This is a genomic window from Listeria cornellensis FSL F6-0969 (genome assembly GCF_000525855.1).
GTDB lineage: Bacteria > Bacillota > Bacilli > Lactobacillales > Listeriaceae > Listeria_A > Listeria_A cornellensis.
The window spans coordinates 1-20,431 of sequence record NZ_AODE01000017.1 but is presented as its reverse complement, the minus strand read 5'-3'; the positions used below and the strand labels follow the sequence as shown (position 1 = coordinate 20,431).

The window sequence follows — 20,431 nt, the reverse complement described above, 5'->3', positions numbered from 1 at the left end:
GATTTATTTGGTATGACTTTGAGGCGTAGTGATACGCAGTAATTCTTTAGTTGGATAGACTAGAAATACCTTGAAGTGTATTTTTATCATTAATAATTAAACTTTTTGTAAGCTTAAATAAATAGTCAATTTGGGTATGATTGATTATTTAACACAAAATGTGGTGGTTAATCATTGATAATATCTTCAAATAAAGATATTATATATATATCAATATCAGAAAACTAGAAATATACAAAATAGAGGAATAGAAATGAAACAGAAAAAAAGGGTATTTTTTTAAGGGGTATACAAAAAATGAGTATATTGGCTTTAGTAACCATCTTAGCTTTTGGTATTGCAGTGCCTGTGCAAGCGACAGGGAATATGAAAGCCACATATATAGCGTTTGATGGTAAGCAATATGAATATTATTCTAAAACGATTAGTAAGCAACCAACGTGGCAACATACTGCATATAATAAAGCATCATCCACAACGCAAACGGTAAAATACAATGTATCACGGGAGAAGTATGTGAAAGGTAGTGTATCTACTGCGGCAGAGTTCGGCTTAATGAAGACGGGTGTTAAAGTTTCCGCTGAGGTAGGTGTAGGGAAAACAGTGAAAGAGAGTACTACAGTTACTTTTGCTATCCCGCCAAAGAAAAATGCTAATCTAGCATATGGTTCACAAAAAGTCTCTACAGCAGGATACATTGTTACCTATTCTAGAGGAAACGTCCAGTCTAAAAAAGCAATCAACGGTAATTGGACATATTCAGCATACTCATCCATGACGGAGTTTTGACAATGAAATACAGAAGAATACTAATCACAATACTAATCCTCACTCTCACTATCATCACAGGATGCTCTGAAACCAGCGAAGAACAACCATCAAAACCACCAGAAAAAGCAATAACCATCGATGACATGCAAGACAAGATAGACATCGATAATATCATCCTAACTAAGTTTACAAAAACAATGACAGCTACCAAGGGTGAATTTAGCGTTATCCTAGCAATGAAGAACACTGTTTACGATAAATTCCAAACCATCACAACCCCTTACTACTACACTATTCTATTACCAATCTCTATTGAAAATATGGTCGTGGAAGGTGTGAAATCAGTACCTGCTCAGAAGTTGAAAAAGCTAACAACAGACGAAGCCGCTAAAGCAGGCATCAAGGTAAACAGCCAAGCATTTGCCGGCGAGCCTTACACATTCTTTTCCATAGAACAAAGCGTGGAATGGAATCCGCATTCAAATACCAGCCCCAATCTAGAAGGCAAGTACGATTTCGCAATTCAGAACGAAGATTTTGTGAATACCTTTTATTTCTCTGACATTCAGCTTTTTGTCAACGGTTTTAATGAAAAAGGAACCTACTAATAAAGAAAAAAAAGTGTCCTAATTTGGGCGCTTTTTTTGATGCGTTCTTGTGTTATAATGAATCATAGCGTTAATCACGAATTTACCACACGAGGAGTCGAAACGATGAAATTCACAAAAAAAATCATGGGGAATTGTCGCGATAGCAGTCATCTGCATCATCGCCATCCCAACCATCATTTTCACGACCAACAAAGCGAAAGCAAACACGGCGATCGACGAAAAAATCGCAACATACGGCATCCCAACAGATGATATTATTGATATAAGCAAGCTTGGCTACGATTTCAAAAGTGGCAGCTACAATCGAATTATAACGACGAAAAAAGATATGGCGAAGTGGAAAGCCTATCTTGAAAATCCGAAACACGAGGAAGATAATTACTACGTCACTTACGACAAGAACGACAAAGAAGTCCGCCAAAAGAAAAACACGAATGATCCGCAAAGTACAGATTGGTATTATATTTTCCAATACGATCGCGGTGAAGTGACTGTGAACATGAGTGTTTTCGGGAACTGGATTGATCCTGAAAGTGCGGAATCCAAAGAATATAGTGCACTACTTTCCTATCCAAAAGCTAACTAATAATCCCTGTAAAAACTACCTGTCCTTTTTACTATAAAATTGTTATGTTAGCATGGCGTTCATTCTTGGCGTTCCTAGCACTTACAATCATTGGTCTGGCAACGTTAAAAGAGCCTCTAATGGTCAAAGGGTACTATCTTATGGGTTCGATTGGTTTGATTTCATCTGCTTTTACAGTAGCCAAAGTCGTGCGTGATAATCAAGAAGATGAAGAACGTTACAATCAGATGTTCCGCGCGAAAGACGTGGAGAACGTCGAGGAGTAAGGAAAGATAAAAAGCGGTAGCTCAATATTACGAAAAAAGATTCAAAAAAATGGTTCTATAATCAATGTGGAGGAAAGTTAAACTTGCCTGATATTGATTATAGAACCATTCCTTTATATTTTCTAAAACTACAAATCTGCCAAATACCTCTGTATAAACGTAAATAAATCTAAAAGGAGATTTGTTTTGTTCCCTTTATCAAAAGCAGCAACAATATGTTGATCTTCACTATAACTTTCCAAATCAATAATTTTAATCCGATACTTACCTTCCAGCATCCCGTCATTCATCCCCGAATATAAGAAAGCCGAACCTTTACCAATTGAAACCAAAGATAGACCCTCATCAAGGTCTTTCACATAAGAATTCGCCTTCAAATTGAACCCATTCTTGAGCCCTTGACTGACCACGTAATCGACAATGACTGGCGACTGCTGTCTTTCAAGCAGAATAAATGTTTCCTGACTTAAATCCGCAAAACGCACTTTTTTCTTATGACTTAAGGCGTGATCGATAGGCATAGCAATCTGTAAATGATTTTCCATGAACATCGCTTGCTCAACCGTATCACTAGATTGGAAATAAGTTAATAAATTAAAAACCAAATCATACTGACCGCTCGAGAGCCCGTCCGCTAGTTTCATCGGTGTATCTTGCTTCATCAAAAATTGAACATGAGGCTGGCTGACTTTAAAAAGTTCCAATAGTTCATACATTCTGCTCATATTGAAATTGGGTAGATAACCGATTTTTATAATCTGATCTGTTTTATCTAGGCTTATTTGATCATCAAACATATGAGCTAGCTTATCTACACGCGTTAAAATATCGCTCACTGCTGTTAGAAAATGTTCCCCAGCATGTGTTAATTTAATCGTGTGACTGCGCCTAATAAACAGTGCTACACCTAGTTCAGCCTCTAATTCTTGAATGTGCCTACTTAAAGTTGGTTGCGAAATATACAGTTTTTCAGAAGCTTTTGTAAAACTACTTTCTGTTGCAACTTTAACAAAATAATTCAAGGTGGTTAACTTCATAAATAGTTCCACTCCACACTCATATTGGTAGTAGTTTCATTATAAAGTTCCCACCTTGAATGCACAAGTTATTTCATCATCACTGGTAATTGCAGATAGGAAGCATACTCTCCGCCAGTATGAAGAATGTGAATCCCTTTATTATCGGGTGTACAACCTGGTGTTCCGGGCATCACAGATCCAAGCTCGTCTTTTGTACTGATGACGATTCGTAATGTTTCTCCAGCTCCATAAGATAAACCAAGCGGACTTAAAACGATATCTAATGCAACGACTTCACCTTGCACTAGTTTTTCAACACGGTCAAAACTATACGCCGGAATTTCATCTGTTGCTATTTCACTGTCAAGGTGACGCATGGAAGCACGAAGACGACCCCATGCACCTTTGTAACGTAAAGCGGATGCTCCTTCTTGCGTGAAATCTTGGAGTGCTGCGCCATGATTTGGAACGACGAATTCACTCAAAATATTACCGAGTTTATCGATTTTTTGAACCCAGACGAAGATATCCATATCATCATAACCGTTCACTTCCATGAATAGTTTTGCTTTCGGATAACCAACAAAATATGTCTCTTTGTCGAAGGTCATTTGGAAAGAAATACGCCCAGGTACGCTGTTGGCAATATATTTGACTGGGAAATCTTCTGATTCAGGATTTTCTTGTAAAGCACGTAATTTACCATTCATGTAGTAACGTTTATTTTCGCTAGCTACAGGTGGAAAAGTTTCTGCTGGTATGTCCGTTTGATTGCTTCCGTGGAAATCAAGAAGGGAATAGCGTACTGTTGCTGTATTGGTCCAGCCATTATCTTTACCGAGTAAATAGTAGTCAAAAAAGCGACGTAATTCTTCTGTGTTGTCTTCATCATAGTAATATGGCCATTCTTGACGGTCGTGGATGCGAAGCCATTTTTCTGTTGATCCTAATGTGCGCCAAGAACGGAATGTCCCCATTGTGTGTAAAGTGTTGGAATAGCTTGCGATAACGAAAGCGGGAACAGTGATTTTACTCGCATCCGCAACTTTATCTTTCCAAATAGCAGCATCGGCCATCGGATAAGCTTGCATTTCTTTTACTAAGTCTTCACGATGGGCACCTTTAGCACTGACGTGATTTACTTGTAAGCGTTCGATGAAATTTTCATCAGGGATGCCACCGATAAAAGCTAAATCACGATAACCGTCCGCAAGCCCTTCTGTTGGGTTGATACAAGTTAAGTGAGGTGGCTGTTCTGCTGCGATATACCATTGTGAAAAGGCTAGATATGATGTTCCGGTAAGGGCAGTTTTGCCGCTCGACCAGGATTGATTGGCTAACCATTCAATCAAATCATAGCCATCTTCTGTTTCTTGGGAACCAATCATCGTGGTGTCACCTTCACTGTGAGCGATGCCGCGCATATCTGGATTACAAACGGCGTAACCATGCGCACACCAGTATGCAGGATCAGGCGCTTCAAATTTTGTGAGACCTGAGTTCCATGCGTTTCCCATACCTAACATATTGAAAAGGTTTTTGTAGCGAGGTGCAGTTCCGGCACTTTTCCCATAAGGACTCCAGGCGATGAGAGCGGGAACTTTTTCTTCTGTTATTGGTAAATAGATATCTGTATAAATCGTGATACCGTCACGCAATTTAACGGGTACATCTTTTAACATTTTAATATCGCACGTTAGTGGTTTAAAACCTTCCGCGATTAATTGGCCCTTTTTCAAGATAACTTCTTTTGTTTCAAATGGGCTAAGGATCCCGTGCTCGATACCATTGTCAATATATTCGAAAGCCGGACTAAAACGCATTTTTTCTGTAATTTTTGCAGTCATTTGTATTACCTCCATTAAAAGTATAATCAAGCTTCTTTACACTTTAAATTATACGAGGGATGTCGCTTTAAGTACAATCGTTATTCTGTATACTGATGCTTCGGATTTATGTGTTATGCGAAAAATGAATATCATGAAAAGAAAGAACCTCGATAGTGAGATTGTTAGTCTACGTATCGAGGCTCTCTACTATTCTGTATCTTTGGATTCGTTTCTCTTATCGTCAGCCTTCTTTTTCGTTGGCAAAATAATTTCTTTGTCGCCTGGGAGCACGATGGTATAATCGTTTTTCTTCACCAGTTTGCCGTTGTCGAAGTCTGGGAAATCTGCTTTTTGTGCCATGCTATGACCTCCATTTCTCTCCCATTATACTACAAATCTCATTTTCTTTCCTTATATACTTGTAAAAGGAGCGCGTAAATGGGATAATTTTAAAGAAGAAGTTGCCACGGAATAAAGTGAAGAAGGAGCGTTAAACCATTGAAAATTACGAAAAAAACTCGCGATCTCGCAAAAAGAGTGTTTTGATACGATTATGAATTCGGTTGTCCATGATGTGAAGGCCGCAACAGGGAAGAAACCGCTTGTGCAGAAGTTGGAAGGTCTGAAATTTAAGCGCAAAATGGCGAACGGTTCGGAAGCAATGATGATTATTACAAAATGTACCCCGCCCGCCGTTTATGAATTTCAGACGAAAACGCATGTAAATACGCATACGACGAGCTACACGATTGAAGCTGTCACAGAACATACGTGTGAAGTGATTTATGATGAGGCAGTGGAATCGAAAACGGCGATGGCGCGCTGGAACAATATCCTGGTCGGCGGCATGCTAGGTTTCACGCGTAAGAAACGAATCACGCGGATGCTAGACGGAATCGAAGCCCTAGTAATCCAACAACACAAGGATTTAGTTTCCAAGATTGAAGGCTAACTCGAACTTATCAAATAGGGTTTTATAAGATATAATGGAAATACAGAAATACGCAGATAGCAGACAAGGCTCGTATCATTAAGTCAGTCTTTGCAAACGCCAAACCTTCAGCGGAGCGACAAGTGCTCAGATTCTAGGCGAAGGCGAGTACCGAAGCGGAATGTACGACTGTACAAGAGCATCGGAACACAGACTTTAACGACGAAAATGGGCACTTGTCGCTTCGCTGAAAGGAGTAAAAATGGCATATCAGGCACTATACCGTGTTTTCAGACCGCAAAGTTTTCAAGATGTGGTTGGGCAAGAACATGTAACGCGAACACTCAAAAATGCTATCGTCCAAAATAAGACGTCTCATGCGTACTTGTTTTCTGGTCCGCGTGGAACGGGTAAAACGAGTGCGGCGAAGATTTTTGCGAAGGCGATTAACTGTCCGAATAGCGTGGATGGCGAGCCTTGCAATGATTGTGAGATTTGTACGGGTACGACGGATGGCTCGATTCCTGATGTTCTTGAGATTGATGCGGCTTCCAATAACGGTGTCGAGGAAATTCGTGATATTCGAGAAAAGGTGAAGTATGCGCCAACTATCGCAAAGTATAAGGTGTACATTATCGATGAGGTACACATGCTTTCGACGGGTGCTTTCAATGCGCTCTTAAAAACGCTCGAAGAACCACCGAAACATGTGATTTTTATTTTGGCGACGACAGAACCGCATAAATTACCGCTGACCATTATTTCGCGGGTGCAGCGTTTCGATTTCAAACGTATTACGACACAAGACATTATTGGGCGTTTGGCGTTTATTTTAGAAGAGGAAAAAATGGCGTATGATGAGAAGGCGCTTGACATTGTGGCCCGCGCAGCAGAAGGCGGGATGCGGGACGCGCTAAGTTTGCTGGATCAAGTCATTTCTTATGGTACACAAGAAGTCACTGTTGCCGACGCACTCGAAATCACCGGTTCCGTAGCACAAGGCATGCTCACCGAACTGGTCCAAGCCGTTATCAATTCTGACGCAAAAATGGCATTGGAAAAGCTATCCGGACTACTCGCAGAAGGAAAAGACCCGGTTCGCCTAGTGGAAGACCTGCTCGTCTTTTTCCGCGATGTGTTGCTATTCCAAAAAGCACCGGATTTAACAGATGCCATGGAGCGCGCGGTCATCGATGAAGCGTTCCAAACATTGGCGACGTCTGCCGATGTGAACAAAATATACCAATACGTGACGATTTTAAACGATGCTGGCCAACAAATGCGATTTTCCAATCATCCAGGAATCTACATCGAAGTCGCGCTCGTGCAGTTGATACAAGTCGGCGGAGGAGCACCGGTTGCAGTTGCCACATCGAATGAAGCGGTCGCGCCGAGTCAAGATGTTGCCGAACTCGTGAACAAAGTCGACCGTTTGGAGCAAGAATTAAACGACCTAAAACGTCAAATTGCGAATGGCGCAACGGCAGCGAACGGTGCCAACGCCCAATCAGCCGCACCGCGCAAGAAGCAAGCCATCTCAGGAAACAAGCAGTTTAAAGCACCAGTAGGCCGGATCAATTCTGTATTAAGCGCCGCGAAAAAGCAAGATTTGCAACTCATTCGTAGCTGCTGGAGCGATCTGATTTCGATGCTGATGGCCTCACAAGCCGCACTTTTAAACGAAGCAGAGCCTGTAGCTGCCTCTAGCGACACTTTTGTGTTAAAATTTAAGCATGAGATTCATTGTCAAATGGCGATGGATAATCCCAATTTTGTGGAAACAGTAACGAACGGTATTTCGCGGCTGACGAAGAATAACTACTCCTTCATCGGTATTCCCGAAGACCAATGGGGCGAAATCCGCGAGAACTTCCTGAAAAATGCGGACAACACTGAATCCGAAGACGGCGGGGAAAAACCGTCAGAACCGGCTGAAGATCCGATTATCAGTGAAGCTGCGAAACTAGTTGGAGAAGGCTTACTTGAAATTAAAGAATAAAAAACTAAGATAAGAAAGAGGAGATTTAATAATGCGTGGAATGGGAAATATGCAAGGTATGATGAAACAAATGCAAAAGATGCAAAAAGAAATGGCAAAAGCACAAGCAGAACTAGAAGAAAGAAGCTTCACAGGAACAGCAGGCGGCGGCATGGTAACCGTTGAAATGACAGGAAAACGCCTAGTAACAGACGTCATCGTAAAAGAAGAAGTAGTAGACCCAGAAGACATCGAAATGCTACAAGATCTAATTTTAGCAGCAACAAACGACGCGTTGAAACAAGTAGAAGATACAACAGCATCCACAATGGGTAAATTTACGCAGGGTATGAACCTACCAGGAATGTAATTAAAGAGGCATTTGACTTGATTGAGAAAATGAGTAGTACTAAGAACTTGCCAAGTTTTGTATAGGACGAAGATTCTGCAATGTACAAATTGAGCGAAAGCGTTTGTATTTCACGGGTTGCGAATGGATTAACGGTTCACTTTGTTCACCCTTATATTGGGGCTGTAATTCACTTCGTTTCAAACAGCCCCAACAATGCGAACGCTTGTCGCCGATTTACTTGGGGTAAGGAGGAGACAATGCATTATCCGGAACCGATAACTAAACTAATGGACAGCTTTATGAAATTGCCAGGGATCGGACCGAAAACGGCGGCGCGGCTGGCTTTTTTTACGTTGGACATGAAAGAAGAAGATGTGCTTGATTTTGCGAAGGCGCTTGTGGATGCGAAACGTAATTTGAGTTTTTGCTCCGTTTGTGGGCATATTACGGACAAGGATCCGTGTTATATTTGCGCGGATACGTCTCGTGATCGCAGTATTATCTGTGTCGTTCAAGAGGCAAAAGACGTGATTGCGATGGAAAAAATGCGTGATTTCCACGGTTTGTATCATGTGCTTCACGGTACGATTTCGCCGATGGATGGGATTGGTCCAGAAGATATTAATATTCCTGATTTGCTGAAACGTTTGCAGGATGATACGATTCAAGAAGTAGTTTTGGCGACGAATCCGAATGTGGAGGGCGAGGCGACGGCGATGTACATTTCAAGATTGCTAAAACCATCGGGCATTAAAGTGACGCGAATTGCGCACGGGCTCCCAGTTGGTGGCGACTTAGAGTATGCTGACGAAGTGACGCTATCCAAAGCATTAGAAGGCCGACGCGAAATTTAAAAACGAGGTGAGCGAAATGGAAACAAGAAGCGACAAAAATGCGAAATCTCCACGTGAAAAGAAACAAAAGGTAGGGAAAATGCATAAGTCATATGACGCGTATTTAGTAGAATTGATTGAGGTTACCCAAGAAAAATGGAATCAACATCGAGACATTGCGCGTAAAAGTTTTGGTTACAATTCTGAAACGGAATATGAATTAAAGAAAGCAGAAGCCAAATATTTTTATCTTTTTCGTGAAGCAAGACATCGTAACTTAAGAAACTCGCCGAAATAAAATAGGACTAGAGATCATAGTTGTGGTCTCTAGTTTTGTGGTTAATGGGGTGTGAAAATGAAGAAAAAACGGGGTATGATGATTGGCGCGATAGTACTTGTCGTGGTGCTTTTGTTTATGACTTTTCGAACGACGTTATTTGATCCGCTCGGCTTCCGCGTGAAGCAAGCGTTGAATATTTCCAGTTCGACGAGTTCGGATGATGAGCCGATTGTTTTTATTCACGGGTTTGATGGCTCGAATTGGACGTTTTTCACAACGACGGTTCGATATAGCGCGACTAATTTTGCGACGCGTTCGTTGACTTTGCTCGTTCGTGAAAATGGGGATATCGAGGCTTCGGGTGTCTACGATAAAGGCATGAAGCGGCCGATGATTCGTGTGAATTTTGAAAATCCGCGATCGATTATACCGAATAATGCTACGTGGTTTTCGAAGGCGATGGACATGCTAAAAAACGATTATGGCATTGAAAAAGTGGATATCGTTGCGCATTCCTATGGCGGTTTGACGTTCGTTAACTTCCTGCAAAAGTATAATTATCAGTCTGACAGCTATCCAAAAGTGGACAAATTCACCGCGATTGGGACACCATTCAACGGTTCCGCGGTATCTAGCGATGGGCTAACACCGTATGATTTAACCGCTACTGGGCCGAAAAAAAGAGTCAGCTTATTTTCAAGAAATGATGAAGCGTAAAGCTAAGATTCCCGCCAATTTGCAAGTTTTGAATATCGTTGGGGACGTGGATGATGGTAGCCGGAGCGATGGGCCTGTTGCTGTTGATAGCGCGAAAAGTGCGGCTTTCCTATTTAGTAATAATGATTATCGGGAAGTTCTGTTCACCGGGCGATTCGCGCAACACAGTTGGCTCCATGCGAACATCGGTGTCGACCGGGAAATTAAAGCTTTCCTAGAAAATAATAATTAAATAAAGCGGTTCAGACTATAATAATAGTTAACTTGAATAAAAAAGTATTTTCTGACAAATTTTTGACTGAATCGAAAAAATGAAGGTAAAATAGAGTAGACTTTATAAATAAGTCTTTTTGTGTGCAGCTTATTTGTAGAGTCTCATCCCAGGTAGGCAGGGCTGTAAGTGCTAGTTACAGCCCTGCCTATTTTTACATAGTAAGATTTATTAGTTTTCAATCATTTTTGTGATTTTTGCAGGTGATCCAACTACGATGACATTATCAGGGACGTCTTTGGTGACGATAGCGCCTGCCGCTACAACGGAATTTTCGCCAATCGCGACACCAGGCAATATGGTGGCAGCTGCTCCAATCCAAGCATTCTTTTTAATGTGAATGGGTTTGGTGAATAGCCCTCTGCGATTTGTAGGTTCTATTAAGTGATTGACTGTAAGCAGGTTTACTCGAGGCCCAATTAAAACGTGGTCTTCTAATGTGATTCCTCCTAAATCAACAAACATCGCGTTCCTATTAATAAAAACGTGTTTTCCGAGTGTGATGTGTTTTCCAAAATCGGTGTGAAAAGGCAACATAACCGTGACTGTATTGTCTACTTTTGCACCTATAATGGCTGATAAAATTTGATTGATCTTTTGTTTGGTATGGAATGTATTATTTAAATGCACTAGTCTTTCTTCATTCTCTTCTTGTAAGCGATGAATTTCGTCAAAAATCGGATCAGACGCCGTTATTTCTCGACCATTGATTCGCTTTCTTAATGTGTCTGCCAAAGTGACCCCTCCTAAATAGTTGTTATCATCAGTTTACGGTAGTATTATATATATGTCTAATACTTATAAAGCATAATCAAACATAACTAATTATTATAGGAGGGTTTATGGAACTTCGAGTCTTGAAATATTTTCTAGCAGTAGCGAGAGAAAGAAATATTAGCAAAGCAGCGAAAAGTCTCCATCTTTCTCAACCGACTTTGTCCAAGCAACTAAAAGAGTTAGAGAAAGAGCTAGGTGTGACACTTTTTGAGCGAGGAAATCGTGAAATCAGACTAACGGAAGAAGGTCTGTTTTTATTAAGCAGGGGAAATGAGATACTGGCTCTAGTAGAAAAGACGACAATAAATTTAAGAAAAGACGAAGTGGTCGCTGGGGAAATCTATGTCGGAGGCGCAGAGACAAGGGCCATGTCACTGATCGCTAAAGTAACGAAAAGGATGATGGATGATTATCCAGAGATAAAAATTTATTTATACAGCGGAAATGCAGACGATGTCATGGAGAAATTAGATAATGGTTTGCTGGATTTTGGAATAGTCGTCAATCCCACAAATAAGCAAAAATATAAATCTATCCGTTTACCGCAAACAGACAAGTGGGGGCTATTAGTTAGAAGTAATCATTTTTTAGCTGAAAAGGAGGCTATTACACCAGAGGATTTAAGAGGTGTGCCGTTACTAATCTCTCAGCAACGTTTGGTAAGTGATCAGATTTCTGAATGGGTTGGAAATAATCTAGATCAGCTTCATATCGTGGGCAGTTATAATTTACTATACAATGCTTCATTGATGGTTGAGGAAGGCGTAGGATGTGCACTGTGCATTGATGGGATTATTAATACGGCGAATACCAGTTTGATTTTCGTTCCTCTTAAACCAGAATTGGATGCCTCGTTAAGCTTGATTTGGAAAAAGAATCAGACGATGTCTATCGCCGCAACTAAGTTTTTAGATAAGTTAAAAGCAGACTAGCCGAGCTTCGTTTTGCGAATTCGGCTTTTTGCGGTTACAAAACTTGCTTTATTTAGAGAGTGGGAGTATACTTATCAAATCGTAATCATTACTATTTACGAAAAGGAGGAAAGAACATGGCTAAGAAATCTAAAATAGCAAAAGCGGCGAAACAGCGTCAGTTAATCGCGCAATATGCAGTGTTAAGGCATGAACTCAAGGCGAGTGGCGACATGGAAGCATTGAGAAAACTGCCAAAAGATTCGAATCCGATTCGCTACAAAAATCGTGATTTGACGGATGGTAGACCGCGGGCTTATATGCGCAAATTCGCAATGTCTCGTATTACATTTCGTGAACTCGCGCATAAAGGACAAATTCCTGGCGTGAGAAAAGCCAGCTGGTGAACGATGAAAGGTCTGGGACATAACCCAGATAAATCGGCGAAAAGCGCTCGCATTCAGGGAGTTTGGTGGACTTCCGGTTCTCACATACATCAGTATGCTCCGCTTCCGGCTTCCACCAAATTCCCTGAATACAAACGCTTTCGCTCGATTTGTGTCTAGCAGAATCCACGTCTTACCCGAAAAAAAGGGATTCGTGATTTTCTGCTTATTTTGCTTTATATTGAGTTTTTGTCGCACTTATTTTTTCATTTCACAATAATCGTTTCTAAATTTTTATTGATCACATCGATATTTTCGTCCATTTGAAGCTGGGCCGCAGTGACATAGGCGCCTTCCAAAATCGGAACATCAAACAAGAGGATTTCTTTATCCGAGATTTCCATAATTGTTTCGATGTTCATTTTTGCACTGCCGAGGTCGTAAAAAGCGTAGAGGTAATCGGCTTCATTGGTTTCAAAAGCAGTGCTTACCTTCTCAAAACTTGTGCCGATTTCGCCGTCATCTGTTCCGCTGGCGTGTGTAATCGCAACGTCACGCGCGACTTCTTGAATGATTTGGTGAATGCCATATGCAACATCTGCAGAATGGGAGATAATCACAATACCGTATTTTTTTTGTCATTTATTTCAGCTCCTCTTGTGCGAGTAAGGCTTGGAAAAGTAGGGCAGAAGAGTAGGCGCCTGGATCGAGATGACCGATGGAACGATCGCCGAGATAAGCGGCACGGCCTTTCGTAGCTTTTAAATCTTTCGTTTTTTTGGAGGGCGGCCTCGATGACATCTCCAGTCAATTCGTCTTGGCGCAGAGCGTGGATGACTGGCTCCCACACATCGATCATCGTTTTTTCACCAGCATGTGACTTGCCGCGGTGTTCGATTCCTGCAAGTCCGGCTTCCAGTGCTTCAATGAATTCGGCCTCGGTCAACGTTTCGGATTCCGTCGCCTTACTCATCGCGAGAAAAGCACTGCCGTATAGCGGACCAGAAGCGCCGCCGACCTTGCTAAGTATCGTCATACCAGCCGTTTTGAACGCATCTTTCACGCTCGTTGGCTCTTTCTCCGCCAGCGTTTTTTGCAGCTCCGTGAGGCCACGCGCCATGTTAATCCCGTGGTCACCATCGCCAATCGCTTGGTCCAAATCGCTGAGTAACTGCTTGTTTTGAATGACACGATCGCTAAAATCCGTCAGCCAGCCAATCGCCCATTTTAGATTATAAGTCATTGAAATCCCTCCTATTTCCATGCACTAGTCACGACAGGGTAGTTCACCAAATCGAGCCATTTTTCATCCGTTAATTTCAAAATTGTCAAGGAGACGCCGTTCATATCAAGCGATGTCATGAAGTCACCAACGAGCGTTTTAGCAACAGGAATCCCGTGTGCCGCGATGATTTTATGCACATCATTGGCGAAAATATACTGCTCCATGAGTGGCGTCGCGCCCATGCCGTTGACGAGAACAACGATTTTGTCGTCCGCGCCAAGAATCAGTTCCGCATTAATCCGAGCAAAAAGTAAATTCGCGAGTTCATGCGACGTCATCACTTTTTCGCGACTAGATCCGGGCTCACCATGAATCCCAACACCGACTTCAATCTCGTCTTCTGGAAGTTCAAATCCGCGATGCCCAACCTCGGGAACCGTCCCAGCTGACAAGGCTGCGCCAATCGATTTGACGGAAGCCACGACTTTTTCACCGAGGGCTTGGAGTTCTTCGAGTGAAGCACCAGCTTCTGCGGCCGCGCCCACAATTTTATGGATAAATACTGTCCCTGCGACGCCGCGCCGACCAGTCGTAAACGAGCTGTCTTCCACCGCGATATCATCATTGACGAGGACAGACGCCACGTTAATCCCTTCTGCCTCCGCGAGTTCCGCCGCCATTTCAAAATTCATCACGTCACCCGTATAATTTTTCACGATGAGAAGTACGCCTTTTCCTTGATCTGCCGCTTTGATTCCTTCCAAAATTTGATCCGGCGTTGGCGATGTGAAAACGTCTCCACAAACCGCCGCGCTAAGCATCCCTTTGCCAACGTAACCGGCATGCGCAGGCTCGTGACCAGAACCGCCACCGCTGACCAGTCCGACTTTTCCAGGACGTTTGTCGTTACGAGCAATGACGCGCGTTCCTTCCACACGATACACAAGATCGCCATGCGTTTTGACGAGGCCTTCTACCATCTGTTCCACGGCTTGATCCACTTCATTTAGAATCTTCTTCATGTTTACTGTCTCCTCCTTGTTTTTAGTTCCTACTATGTAAATTTCCCTGATGGTGGGAGATTAAACGTTTCGTAAGTATAGAGATAAACATTGCATCCGCTGATAAACAAGGTTATAATAGTAGTAATAGAACCTCCCCGCACCCATGTTGGTGTCCCAGGGGAGGGCATTTTTTTTTATCTGGAGGAAATCATGGGAGTATACTTGAAGGATGCTACTACGTTGGTGGAACAGATTGCAATTTTGAAGGAAAGAAATCTGACTATTAATGATGAGTTATTTGCAAAAGAATCTCTTGCTAATGTTGGATATTTTCGATTCAAAGGTTATTGCCTTCCTTTTTATGAGTCTAAGGACAGGTTTAAAGAAAATGTTAGTTTTGAAGAAGTTTACAATGTGTATTGCTTTGATGAAAAGCTTCGACTATTGCTATTTAAATTAATTGAGCACATAGAGGTGGCTTTTAAATCGAAAATAGGCTATTACTTTGCTTTGGAATATACTCCGATTGGACATTATAAAGAGGTATATTTTTTAAATACGGCTTATTTTAATTTGTGGCAGGAGGATTTGAAAAAATCTATTTCCCAAGCTTCTAAGAGAAGAGAACTTTTTGCGAGACATTACACGCAGGTATATGAATCTACATTTCCCATCTGGGTATGCTTAGAGATGATAACTTTTGGATCATTATCTAAATTATATAAGAATTTGCAATATCCATTGCAAAATAAAATTGCTAAACAGGTTTGTGGAGTCAGAAGAGAGTACGTTTCTAGTTGGTTATATGCAACAAGCATTGTTCGAAATATTTGTGCTCATAACAGCCGATTATACGATAGGATACTACCGATAACGCCAAAATTAGACAGAACGGCAAAAAATATAGATAATTCTCGTGTTTTTGCATCAGTATATGTTTGCAAAAAGCTATGTTCAGACATTAGTTATTGGAATGATTTTAGAGATGAATTAATAGAACTAATTAGGGCATATGAGAAATATTTGGATTTTGTTAAATTGGGTTTTCCTGATTTATGGGAAGAATTGTTGGAAAAATAAGGCGATCGCAACTTGCGATTGTCTTTTTTCAATAGAAATGATGCGGAGGGTTTTAGATGCAAAACAAGATGCCGATTGTGGAGGCCTTAAAAAAAGCATGAGGGAGCAACGTCTCTACACGTGCCAGGACACAAAAACGGGCTATTATTTCCCGGGAAATATCGCGAAGTTTTGCGTCATGATCTCACAGAAATTTCGGGATTGGACGATTTGCATCATCCAGAAGGTGCGATACGTGAGGCTCAGCAACTCATTGCCGCATGTTACAATACAGATCGCAGTTACATGCTGGTGAACGGGTCAACTGTTGGGAATTTGGCGATGATTCTTGGAACTTGCAAGCGTGGAGATACGGTAATAGTGTCACGTGATTGCCACAAATCAGTGATGCATGCGTTAGATTTGGCGGGTGTCCATGCGATTTATTTGGCGACACAAAAGGAACCGCAGACAGGGACGGCGAACGGTATCGAAGCCTCACTATTACGAGAAGCCTTACAGATGGAAACGATCCGCGCCGTCATATTCACCTATCCAAGCTACTACGGTTTCAGCTTTGACCTAGCAGCCTGCATCACGACCTGCCGAGAATTTGGCGCACTCGTACTCGTCGATGAAGCGCACGGTGCCCATTTTCAGGCAGATGCATCGATCTTTCCAGTCTCAGCTATCCAACTCGGCGCTGATGTTGTCGTGCATTCCGCGCATAAAACCCTACCAGCCTGACAATGGGATCTTATTTACATATACCAAAATGGCGAGAAGAATTAGCTGAGATTCCACGCTATCTACAAATGTTACAATCAAGTAGCCCATCTTATTTAATCATGGCGTCCCTCGATTACGCGCGTCATTACGTAGGGAATTACAACAAACAAGACACCGAAGCATTCCAAAAAATGCGCACAGATTGGCTAATTTGGCTTCAAAAAAATAAGCTCACTATCATCACACCCGACGACCCACTAAAACTCATCGTGCGTAAAGACGGATTATCTGGTTTTGACCTTCAAACAGTATTCGAGCAAGCAGACTACTACCCTGAACTCGCGGATACTAATAATGTTTTACTTACACTGCCCTTAATTAAAGACGTTATGGAATTTCCAACACCGACAACAGAGCTAAAGTGGGAAGATGTTAGATTTGGCACGTCAAATCCACCAAATCCAATTGCAATCCCACCAATTATTCGAATCCAAGCTTTCAATACGTCTCGTCCAACCTATTTCGAAAGACTTGAACATACAATCGGCAAAACAGTAGCAGAAATGGTTATCCCATACCCACCTGGAATTCCCATTATTCTAGCTGGTGAGATAATAACAGTGGCACATATCGAGATGCTTCTAAGAGTAAAGCAGCATCATTATCAAGGCGGCGAAAAACTCCACGAAGATAGACTTAAAATTTTTTATATAGACATACTAGTTCTCATTTGATTGCATAACTTAATCAAATGAGAACTTTTTCAAAGTTCACAAATTGTTCACACGAAACCCCTTCAAAATCCCGAATCAAGCTCTTCACGATACCTCTTTTATCCCTTATAGTGAATGCAAGGCTCATATTTCCAAATGTGAATAACCTAAATGAATTCAAAGAAAAGGGGAAATAATAACATGAATAAAGTCGCAGTCCCGGTCATCGTTTTTTGCCTTGGGATAAGCACATTAGTACCGTCCCACCAAGCATTTGCTATCGAAAATACGAGTGCTGCTATTGGAACTACAGCAGTCACCAGTGGCAAACTCATCGATAGCCCATACTCAATCAAAGTACCAACACAAAAAGATCCGCTACTCTACATTCCAAGTGAGTACTCATTCTTCCCAAGGTTTACATCAGATACAAAGATTTCCTACGTAGTTAATGGTACAGCAAGAGCGCTACCAGCAAGCAATATTGTCTTTCAACCGAATACCATCACGCAAGGCGCAGAAGATACGTATATGGAAGCCTCAAAAGTTGGCATTTACAACTCGAGATGGGTTGATTTACGTCTTATCCCGCTTGAGTTAACTTCACCGATTACAGTTGGTCATGCAGCTAGCACGTTCCTAAGGTTCACGAATACAGGCGGAACATCAGATCCTATCGTTAAAATTCAATATCTAGATCACGAAACGAAACAGCCTGTTGATGTATCCGGATTTTTCACCTACACGGATATTGATAACGAAGAAAGCCTGAAAATTTTCAAAGAAAGTAATATGAAAAATATCTACGTCATGGAAAAAAGTACGTTGCTATACAGTGACGACGAAACATCGACTTCCATCACATCTAACGGCGGTGCAAGCAATGAATCTGTCAAAGAAAGTTGGGGTTCTTTTATATACGGACCAACCGATCATCTTATTATGGCACCGCGAGCAGCAGGATCGAGCATCATGGTTTACATCGGTAAATCCCTTGTAGCCATTGATTTTCCGAAACCACAGTTCATGGCAGACGAAGCTACATCAAATGTGGAGGATAACCAAGTAGAATACACAACAATCCAAGAAGTACCATATCGCGATACAGATGACCTTGAGAGCAAGCTAGTCATGAAGACATCGCTCGAAAATATTCTAGACATTCAAGATGTTAAAATCACAGATATTTCAGGCAAAGACGCATCATCTTTATTCACCATCGCTATCGACAAAAATTCGAATACAGTGACGGCAACAGCCACCTCGGCAGCGCTTAAAAATGTCAATCTATATGTTAATAGCTACATGTTAAAAGTAACCGCGAATCTAAAAGCAGATGCCGATTACGATTCCTACTTGAAAAATAAACACTTGGAAATTCCAGCAGTATCAGAAACCGAGTTAGCCGCAAAAACACTAACAAGCGATAGCGCGATTGCCAAAATCCGAATTTTTGAAGCACCGGTTTTAACAGCAAGTAACTTTCAGGCAACAGCGGGTTCCACTGCGGCAGACATCGATTGGACGAGCACTATGTCCGCGATAGATGAAGTTGATGGCGATGTTTCAGACAAAGTAACCGTCGACTACAGCACAGTAAACTTCAAAAAAGATGGCGACTACCCTGTCACATACACAATCACAAATAGCAAAAACAAAACTGCAACGAAAACTGTGACAATGACAATCACAGCCGACGCTCCAGTCATCGAGGCAACAGATCTTGATATCATCGCAGGAACAGACGAAAACGCAGTTCCATGGTACACAGGAGCTAGCGCGACAGACAAAGTAGACGGCGATTTAAGCAGGCAACTTGTCGCGGATTATAGCCAAGTTAATTTTAATAAAGAAGGCAACTATCCGGTTATTTACAGCGTCAAAAATAGTAATAATAAAGCCTTGACGAAAACCGTGACAGCGCGTGTAACAGCGAATCTACCAGTCATCACAGCGCAAGACATCAACATCATCGCAGGAACCAAAGCAGCAGATGTCCCGTGGTATCAAAATACATCCGCAACAGACAAAGTAGATGGCGATATCAGCGTGAATTTGACAGTCGATTACAGCAAGGTAAACTTCAAAAAAAGAAGGCCAATACCCAGTCACATATACAGTGGAAAACAGCAATAACAAGACGACAGCGAAAACAGTCCAAGTAACCGTAAGCGCTGATTTACCAGTACTTCAAGCCACGGACCTGCAACTCCTAGCTGGAACAAAAGCAGAAGACGTAGCGTGGTATCAAGATGTGACGGCAACGGACAAAGCGGATGGCGATCTGAGCACCGCGGTAACCGCCGATTACAGCGCCGTTAATTTCAAAAAAGAGGGCACATACCCAGTCGTGTACACCGTGACAAACAGCAATAACAAAACAACAGCAGTCACTGTTACTGTCACAATCATCGCAGATGCCCCAGCCTTGCAAGCCGTTAATCTAGACACATTAGCTGGCACAAAAGCAGGAGATATCACGTGGTTCCAAGGCGTTTCGGCAACCGATAAAGCAGACGGCGATATCAGCAAAGACGTAAAAGTGGATTACAGCCAAGTCAATTTTAGCAAAGAAGGCAGTTATCCCGTTGTTTACAGCGTAACAAACAGTAACAACAAAACAACAAGCAAAACAGTCAACATGAACATTACCGCGGAGAACCCAGTCCTTCAAGCGACAAACCTAGCGACAATCGCTGGAACGAAACCCGATGAAATCCCATGGTTCCAAGATGTTTCCGCAACCGACCGCGCAGATGGTGATATTAGCACCGACGTCAAGGTAGATTACAGCGCAGTAAACTTCAAAAAAGAAGGTAGCTACCCAGTCGTTTACACAATCACAAACAGCAACAACAAAACGACAACAAAAACAATCAACATTACCGTTACCGCTGAAAAACCTGCCCTTCAAGCTAGTAATCTAGACATTCTCGCAGGAACAAAATCAGGCGATATCGCGTGGTTCCAAGGCATTTCGGCAACCGATAAAGCAGACGGCGATATTAGCAAAGACGTAAAAGTGGATTACAGCCAAGTCAATTTTAGCAAAGAGGGCAGTTATCCCGTTGTTTACAGCGTAACAAACAGTAACAACAAAAACAACAAGCAAAAACAGTCAACAATGAACAATTACCGCGGAGAACCCAGTCCTTCAAGCGACAAACCTAGCGACAATCGCTA

At 41.9% G+C, this 20,431-nt stretch carries 22 protein-coding genes and 3 pseudogenes; 18 read left to right on the top strand and 7 right to left on the bottom strand.

Annotated features, from left to right (window positions below):
• The first annotated feature begins 297 nt into the window (after positions 1-297).
• The 4 genes from PCORN_RS07215 to PCORN_RS07195 all read left to right on the top strand — a co-directional run bounded on the left by PCORN_RS07215 (position 298) and on the right by PCORN_RS07195 (position 2,234).
• Positions 298-789 (top strand): hypothetical protein, encoded by a 492-nt coding sequence (locus PCORN_RS07215; protein ID WP_036078908.1) that lies wholly within the window; start codon positions 298-300, stop codon positions 787-789.
• 2 nt (positions 790-791) lie between these two features.
• Complete coding sequence (locus PCORN_RS07210; protein WP_036078906.1) at positions 792-1,379, top strand: hypothetical protein; 588 nt, start codon at positions 792-794, stop codon at positions 1,377-1,379.
• A 331-nt stretch (positions 1,380-1,710) separates the two neighbouring features.
• A complete protein-coding gene (locus tag PCORN_RS07200) occupies positions 1,711-1,968 on the top strand; it encodes a hypothetical protein (RefSeq protein WP_036078902.1) in 258 nt (85 codons plus the stop codon).
• A gap of 44 nt (positions 1,969-2,012) precedes the next feature.
• Positions 2,013-2,234: a YiaA/YiaB family inner membrane protein gene (locus tag PCORN_RS07195; protein WP_051999317.1), complete on the top strand. Its 222-nt coding sequence runs from the start codon at positions 2,013-2,015 to the stop codon at positions 2,232-2,234.
• 128 nt (positions 2,235-2,362) lie between these two features.
• On the opposite strand, the gene PCORN_RS07190 is transcribed toward PCORN_RS07195, so the two are convergent.
• The 3 genes from PCORN_RS07190 to PCORN_RS19290 form a co-directional block, all read right to left on the bottom strand.
• A complete protein-coding gene (locus tag PCORN_RS07190; protein ID WP_036078899.1) occupies positions 2,363-3,271 on the bottom strand; it encodes a LysR family transcriptional regulator in 909 nt (302 codons plus the stop codon).
• Between the two features lie 68 nt (positions 3,272-3,339).
• Positions 3,340-5,100: a CocE/NonD family hydrolase gene (locus PCORN_RS07185; protein ID WP_036078898.1), complete on the bottom strand. Its 1,761-nt coding sequence runs from the start codon at positions 5,098-5,100 to the stop codon at positions 3,340-3,342.
• Between the two features lie 189 nt (positions 5,101-5,289).
• Positions 5,290-5,442 (bottom strand): hypothetical protein, encoded by a 153-nt coding sequence (locus tag PCORN_RS19290; protein ID WP_159102547.1) that lies wholly within the window; start codon positions 5,440-5,442, stop codon positions 5,290-5,292.
• 157 nt (positions 5,443-5,599) lie between these two features.
• Here PCORN_RS19290 and PCORN_RS07180 point away from each other — a divergent pair.
• From PCORN_RS07180 to PCORN_RS17225, 7 genes and pseudogenes are all read left to right on the top strand, one after another.
• Positions 5,600-6,034 (top strand): annotated as a pseudogene (locus tag PCORN_RS07180) (DUF3284 domain-containing protein); the annotation flags it as partial.
• Positions 6,035-6,275: 241 nt separating this feature from the next.
• Entirely contained in the window at positions 6,276-8,012 is a 1,737-nt protein-coding gene (gene dnaX / locus PCORN_RS07175; protein WP_036078896.1) for a DNA polymerase III subunit gamma/tau, read from the top strand.
• A 31-nt stretch (positions 8,013-8,043) separates the two neighbouring features.
• On the top strand, positions 8,044-8,361 hold the full coding sequence (locus PCORN_RS07170; protein WP_036067665.1) for a YbaB/EbfC family nucleoid-associated protein: 318 nt from the start codon (positions 8,044-8,046) through the stop codon (positions 8,359-8,361).
• Between the two features lie 239 nt (positions 8,362-8,600).
• A complete protein-coding gene (gene recR / locus PCORN_RS07165) occupies positions 8,601-9,197 on the top strand; it encodes a recombination mediator RecR (protein ID WP_036078895.1) in 597 nt (198 codons plus the stop codon).
• 16 nt (positions 9,198-9,213) lie between these two features.
• Complete coding sequence (locus tag PCORN_RS07160; protein WP_036078894.1) at positions 9,214-9,474, top strand: YaaL family protein; 261 nt, start codon at positions 9,214-9,216, stop codon at positions 9,472-9,474.
• A 57-nt stretch (positions 9,475-9,531) separates the two neighbouring features.
• Positions 9,532-10,173, top strand: coding sequence for an alpha/beta hydrolase (locus tag PCORN_RS07155; RefSeq protein WP_051999315.1), 642 nt, complete (start codon positions 9,532-9,534; stop codon positions 10,171-10,173).
• Positions 10,160-10,405 (top strand): alpha/beta hydrolase, encoded by a 246-nt coding sequence (locus tag PCORN_RS17225; RefSeq protein WP_051999314.1) that lies wholly within the window; start codon positions 10,160-10,162, stop codon positions 10,403-10,405. Before PCORN_RS07155 ends, PCORN_RS17225 begins: the two co-directional genes overlap by 14 nt.
• Positions 10,406-10,615: 210 nt before the next feature.
• Here the strand turns inward: PCORN_RS17225 and PCORN_RS07150 are convergent, their stop codons facing one another.
• The gene (locus PCORN_RS07150) at positions 10,616-11,179 is read right to left on the bottom strand and encodes a sugar O-acetyltransferase (protein ID WP_036078893.1); all 564 of its coding nucleotides are present in this window, start codon (positions 11,177-11,179) and stop codon (positions 10,616-10,618) included.
• Between the two features lie 107 nt (positions 11,180-11,286).
• On the opposite strand from PCORN_RS07150, the gene PCORN_RS07145 reads away from it, so the two are divergent.
• Together PCORN_RS07145 and rpsN are read left to right on the top strand one after the other, a co-directional pair.
• On the top strand, positions 11,287-12,153 hold the full coding sequence (locus tag PCORN_RS07145) for a LysR family transcriptional regulator (RefSeq protein WP_036078892.1): 867 nt from the start codon (positions 11,287-11,289) through the stop codon (positions 12,151-12,153).
• Positions 12,154-12,269: 116 nt separating this feature from the next.
• The gene (rpsN, locus tag PCORN_RS07140; protein WP_036078890.1) at positions 12,270-12,539 is read left to right on the top strand and encodes a 30S ribosomal protein S14; all 270 of its coding nucleotides are present in this window, start codon (positions 12,270-12,272) and stop codon (positions 12,537-12,539) included.
• A gap of 245 nt (positions 12,540-12,784) precedes the next feature.
• Here the strand turns inward: rpsN and dhaM are convergent, their stop codons facing one another.
• From dhaM to dhaK, 3 genes and pseudogenes are all read right to left on the bottom strand, one after another.
• A complete protein-coding gene (gene dhaM, locus PCORN_RS07135; RefSeq protein WP_036078888.1) occupies positions 12,785-13,141 on the bottom strand; it encodes a dihydroxyacetone kinase phosphoryl donor subunit DhaM in 357 nt (118 codons plus the stop codon).
• A gap of 19 nt (positions 13,142-13,160) precedes the next feature.
• Positions 13,161-13,761 (bottom strand): annotated as a pseudogene (gene dhaL / locus PCORN_RS07130) (dihydroxyacetone kinase subunit DhaL).
• Between the two features lie 11 nt (positions 13,762-13,772).
• A complete protein-coding gene (gene dhaK, locus PCORN_RS07125; RefSeq protein ID WP_036078886.1) occupies positions 13,773-14,765 on the bottom strand; it encodes a dihydroxyacetone kinase subunit DhaK in 993 nt (330 codons plus the stop codon).
• Positions 14,766-14,957: 192 nt separating this feature from the next.
• On the opposite strand from dhaK, the gene PCORN_RS07120 reads away from it, so the two are divergent.
• The 5 genes and pseudogenes from PCORN_RS07120 to PCORN_RS07105 form a co-directional block, all read left to right on the top strand.
• Complete coding sequence (locus tag PCORN_RS07120) at positions 14,958-15,827, top strand: Abi family protein (protein WP_036078982.1); 870 nt, start codon at positions 14,958-14,960, stop codon at positions 15,825-15,827.
• A 120-nt stretch (positions 15,828-15,947) separates the two neighbouring features.
• Positions 15,948-16,651, top strand: a pseudogene (locus PCORN_RS20190) (aminotransferase class V-fold PLP-dependent enzyme); the annotation flags it as partial.
• Between the two features lie 3 nt (positions 16,652-16,654).
• A complete protein-coding gene (locus tag PCORN_RS20185; protein ID WP_420912022.1) occupies positions 16,655-17,269 on the top strand; it encodes an Orn/Lys/Arg family decarboxylase in 615 nt (204 codons plus the stop codon).
• A gap of 180 nt (positions 17,270-17,449) precedes the next feature.
• Positions 17,450-19,384 carry an immunoglobulin-like domain-containing protein gene (locus PCORN_RS07110; RefSeq protein WP_036078885.1) on the top strand — a complete coding sequence of 645 codons (1,935 nt, stop codon included), beginning with the start codon at positions 17,450-17,452 and terminating at the stop codon, positions 19,382-19,384.
• On the top strand, positions 19,368-20,431 hold a 1,064-nt coding region (locus PCORN_RS07105), incomplete at its 3' end, for an immunoglobulin-like domain-containing protein (protein WP_036078883.1). The genes PCORN_RS07110 and PCORN_RS07105, both read left to right, overlap by 17 nt.

Bases quoted from the DNA above. Each gene is read 5' to 3' on its own strand.
- PCORN_RS07215 (WP_036078908.1), top strand. From the start codon at position 298: ATGAGTATATTGGCTTTAGTAACCATCTTAGCTTTTGGTATTGCAGTG.
- PCORN_RS07210 (WP_036078906.1), top strand. From the start codon at position 792: ATGAAATACAGAAGAATACTAATCACAATACTAATCCTCACTCTCACT.
- PCORN_RS07200 (WP_036078902.1), top strand. From the start codon at position 1,711: ATGGCGAAGTGGAAAGCCTATCTTGAAAATCCGAAACACGAGGAAGAT.
- PCORN_RS07195 (WP_051999317.1), top strand. From the start codon at position 2,013: ATGTTAGCATGGCGTTCATTCTTGGCGTTCCTAGCACTTACAATCATT.
- PCORN_RS07190 (WP_036078899.1), bottom strand. From the start codon at position 3,271: ATGAAGTTAACCACCTTGAATTATTTTGTTAAAGTTGCAACAGAAAGT.
- PCORN_RS07185 (WP_036078898.1), bottom strand. From the start codon at position 5,100: ATGACTGCAAAAATTACAGAAAAAATGCGTTTTAGTCCGGCTTTCGAA.
- PCORN_RS19290 (WP_159102547.1), bottom strand. From the start codon at position 5,442: ATGGCACAAAAAGCAGATTTCCCAGACTTCGACAACGGCAAACTGGTG.
- dnaX (WP_036078896.1), top strand. From the start codon at position 6,276: ATGGCATATCAGGCACTATACCGTGTTTTCAGACCGCAAAGTTTTCAA.
- PCORN_RS07170 (WP_036067665.1), top strand. From the start codon at position 8,044: ATGCGTGGAATGGGAAATATGCAAGGTATGATGAAACAAATGCAAAAG.
- recR (WP_036078895.1), top strand. From the start codon at position 8,601: ATGCATTATCCGGAACCGATAACTAAACTAATGGACAGCTTTATGAAA.
- PCORN_RS07160 (WP_036078894.1), top strand. From the start codon at position 9,214: ATGGAAACAAGAAGCGACAAAAATGCGAAATCTCCACGTGAAAAGAAA.
- PCORN_RS07155 (WP_051999315.1), top strand. From the start codon at position 9,532: ATGAAGAAAAAACGGGGTATGATGATTGGCGCGATAGTACTTGTCGTG.
- PCORN_RS17225 (WP_051999314.1), top strand. From the start codon at position 10,160: ATGATGAAGCGTAAAGCTAAGATTCCCGCCAATTTGCAAGTTTTGAAT.
- PCORN_RS07145 (WP_036078892.1), top strand. From the start codon at position 11,287: ATGGAACTTCGAGTCTTGAAATATTTTCTAGCAGTAGCGAGAGAAAGA.
- rpsN (WP_036078890.1), top strand. From the start codon at position 12,270: ATGGCTAAGAAATCTAAAATAGCAAAAGCGGCGAAACAGCGTCAGTTA.
- dhaK (WP_036078886.1), bottom strand. From the start codon at position 14,765: ATGAAGAAGATTCTAAATGAAGTGGATCAAGCCGTGGAACAGATGGTA.
- PCORN_RS07120 (WP_036078982.1), top strand. From the start codon at position 14,958: ATGGGAGTATACTTGAAGGATGCTACTACGTTGGTGGAACAGATTGCA.
- PCORN_RS20185 (WP_420912022.1), top strand. From the start codon at position 16,655: ATGGCGTCCCTCGATTACGCGCGTCATTACGTAGGGAATTACAACAAA.
- PCORN_RS07110 (WP_036078885.1), top strand. From the start codon at position 17,450: ATGAATAAAGTCGCAGTCCCGGTCATCGTTTTTTGCCTTGGGATAAGC.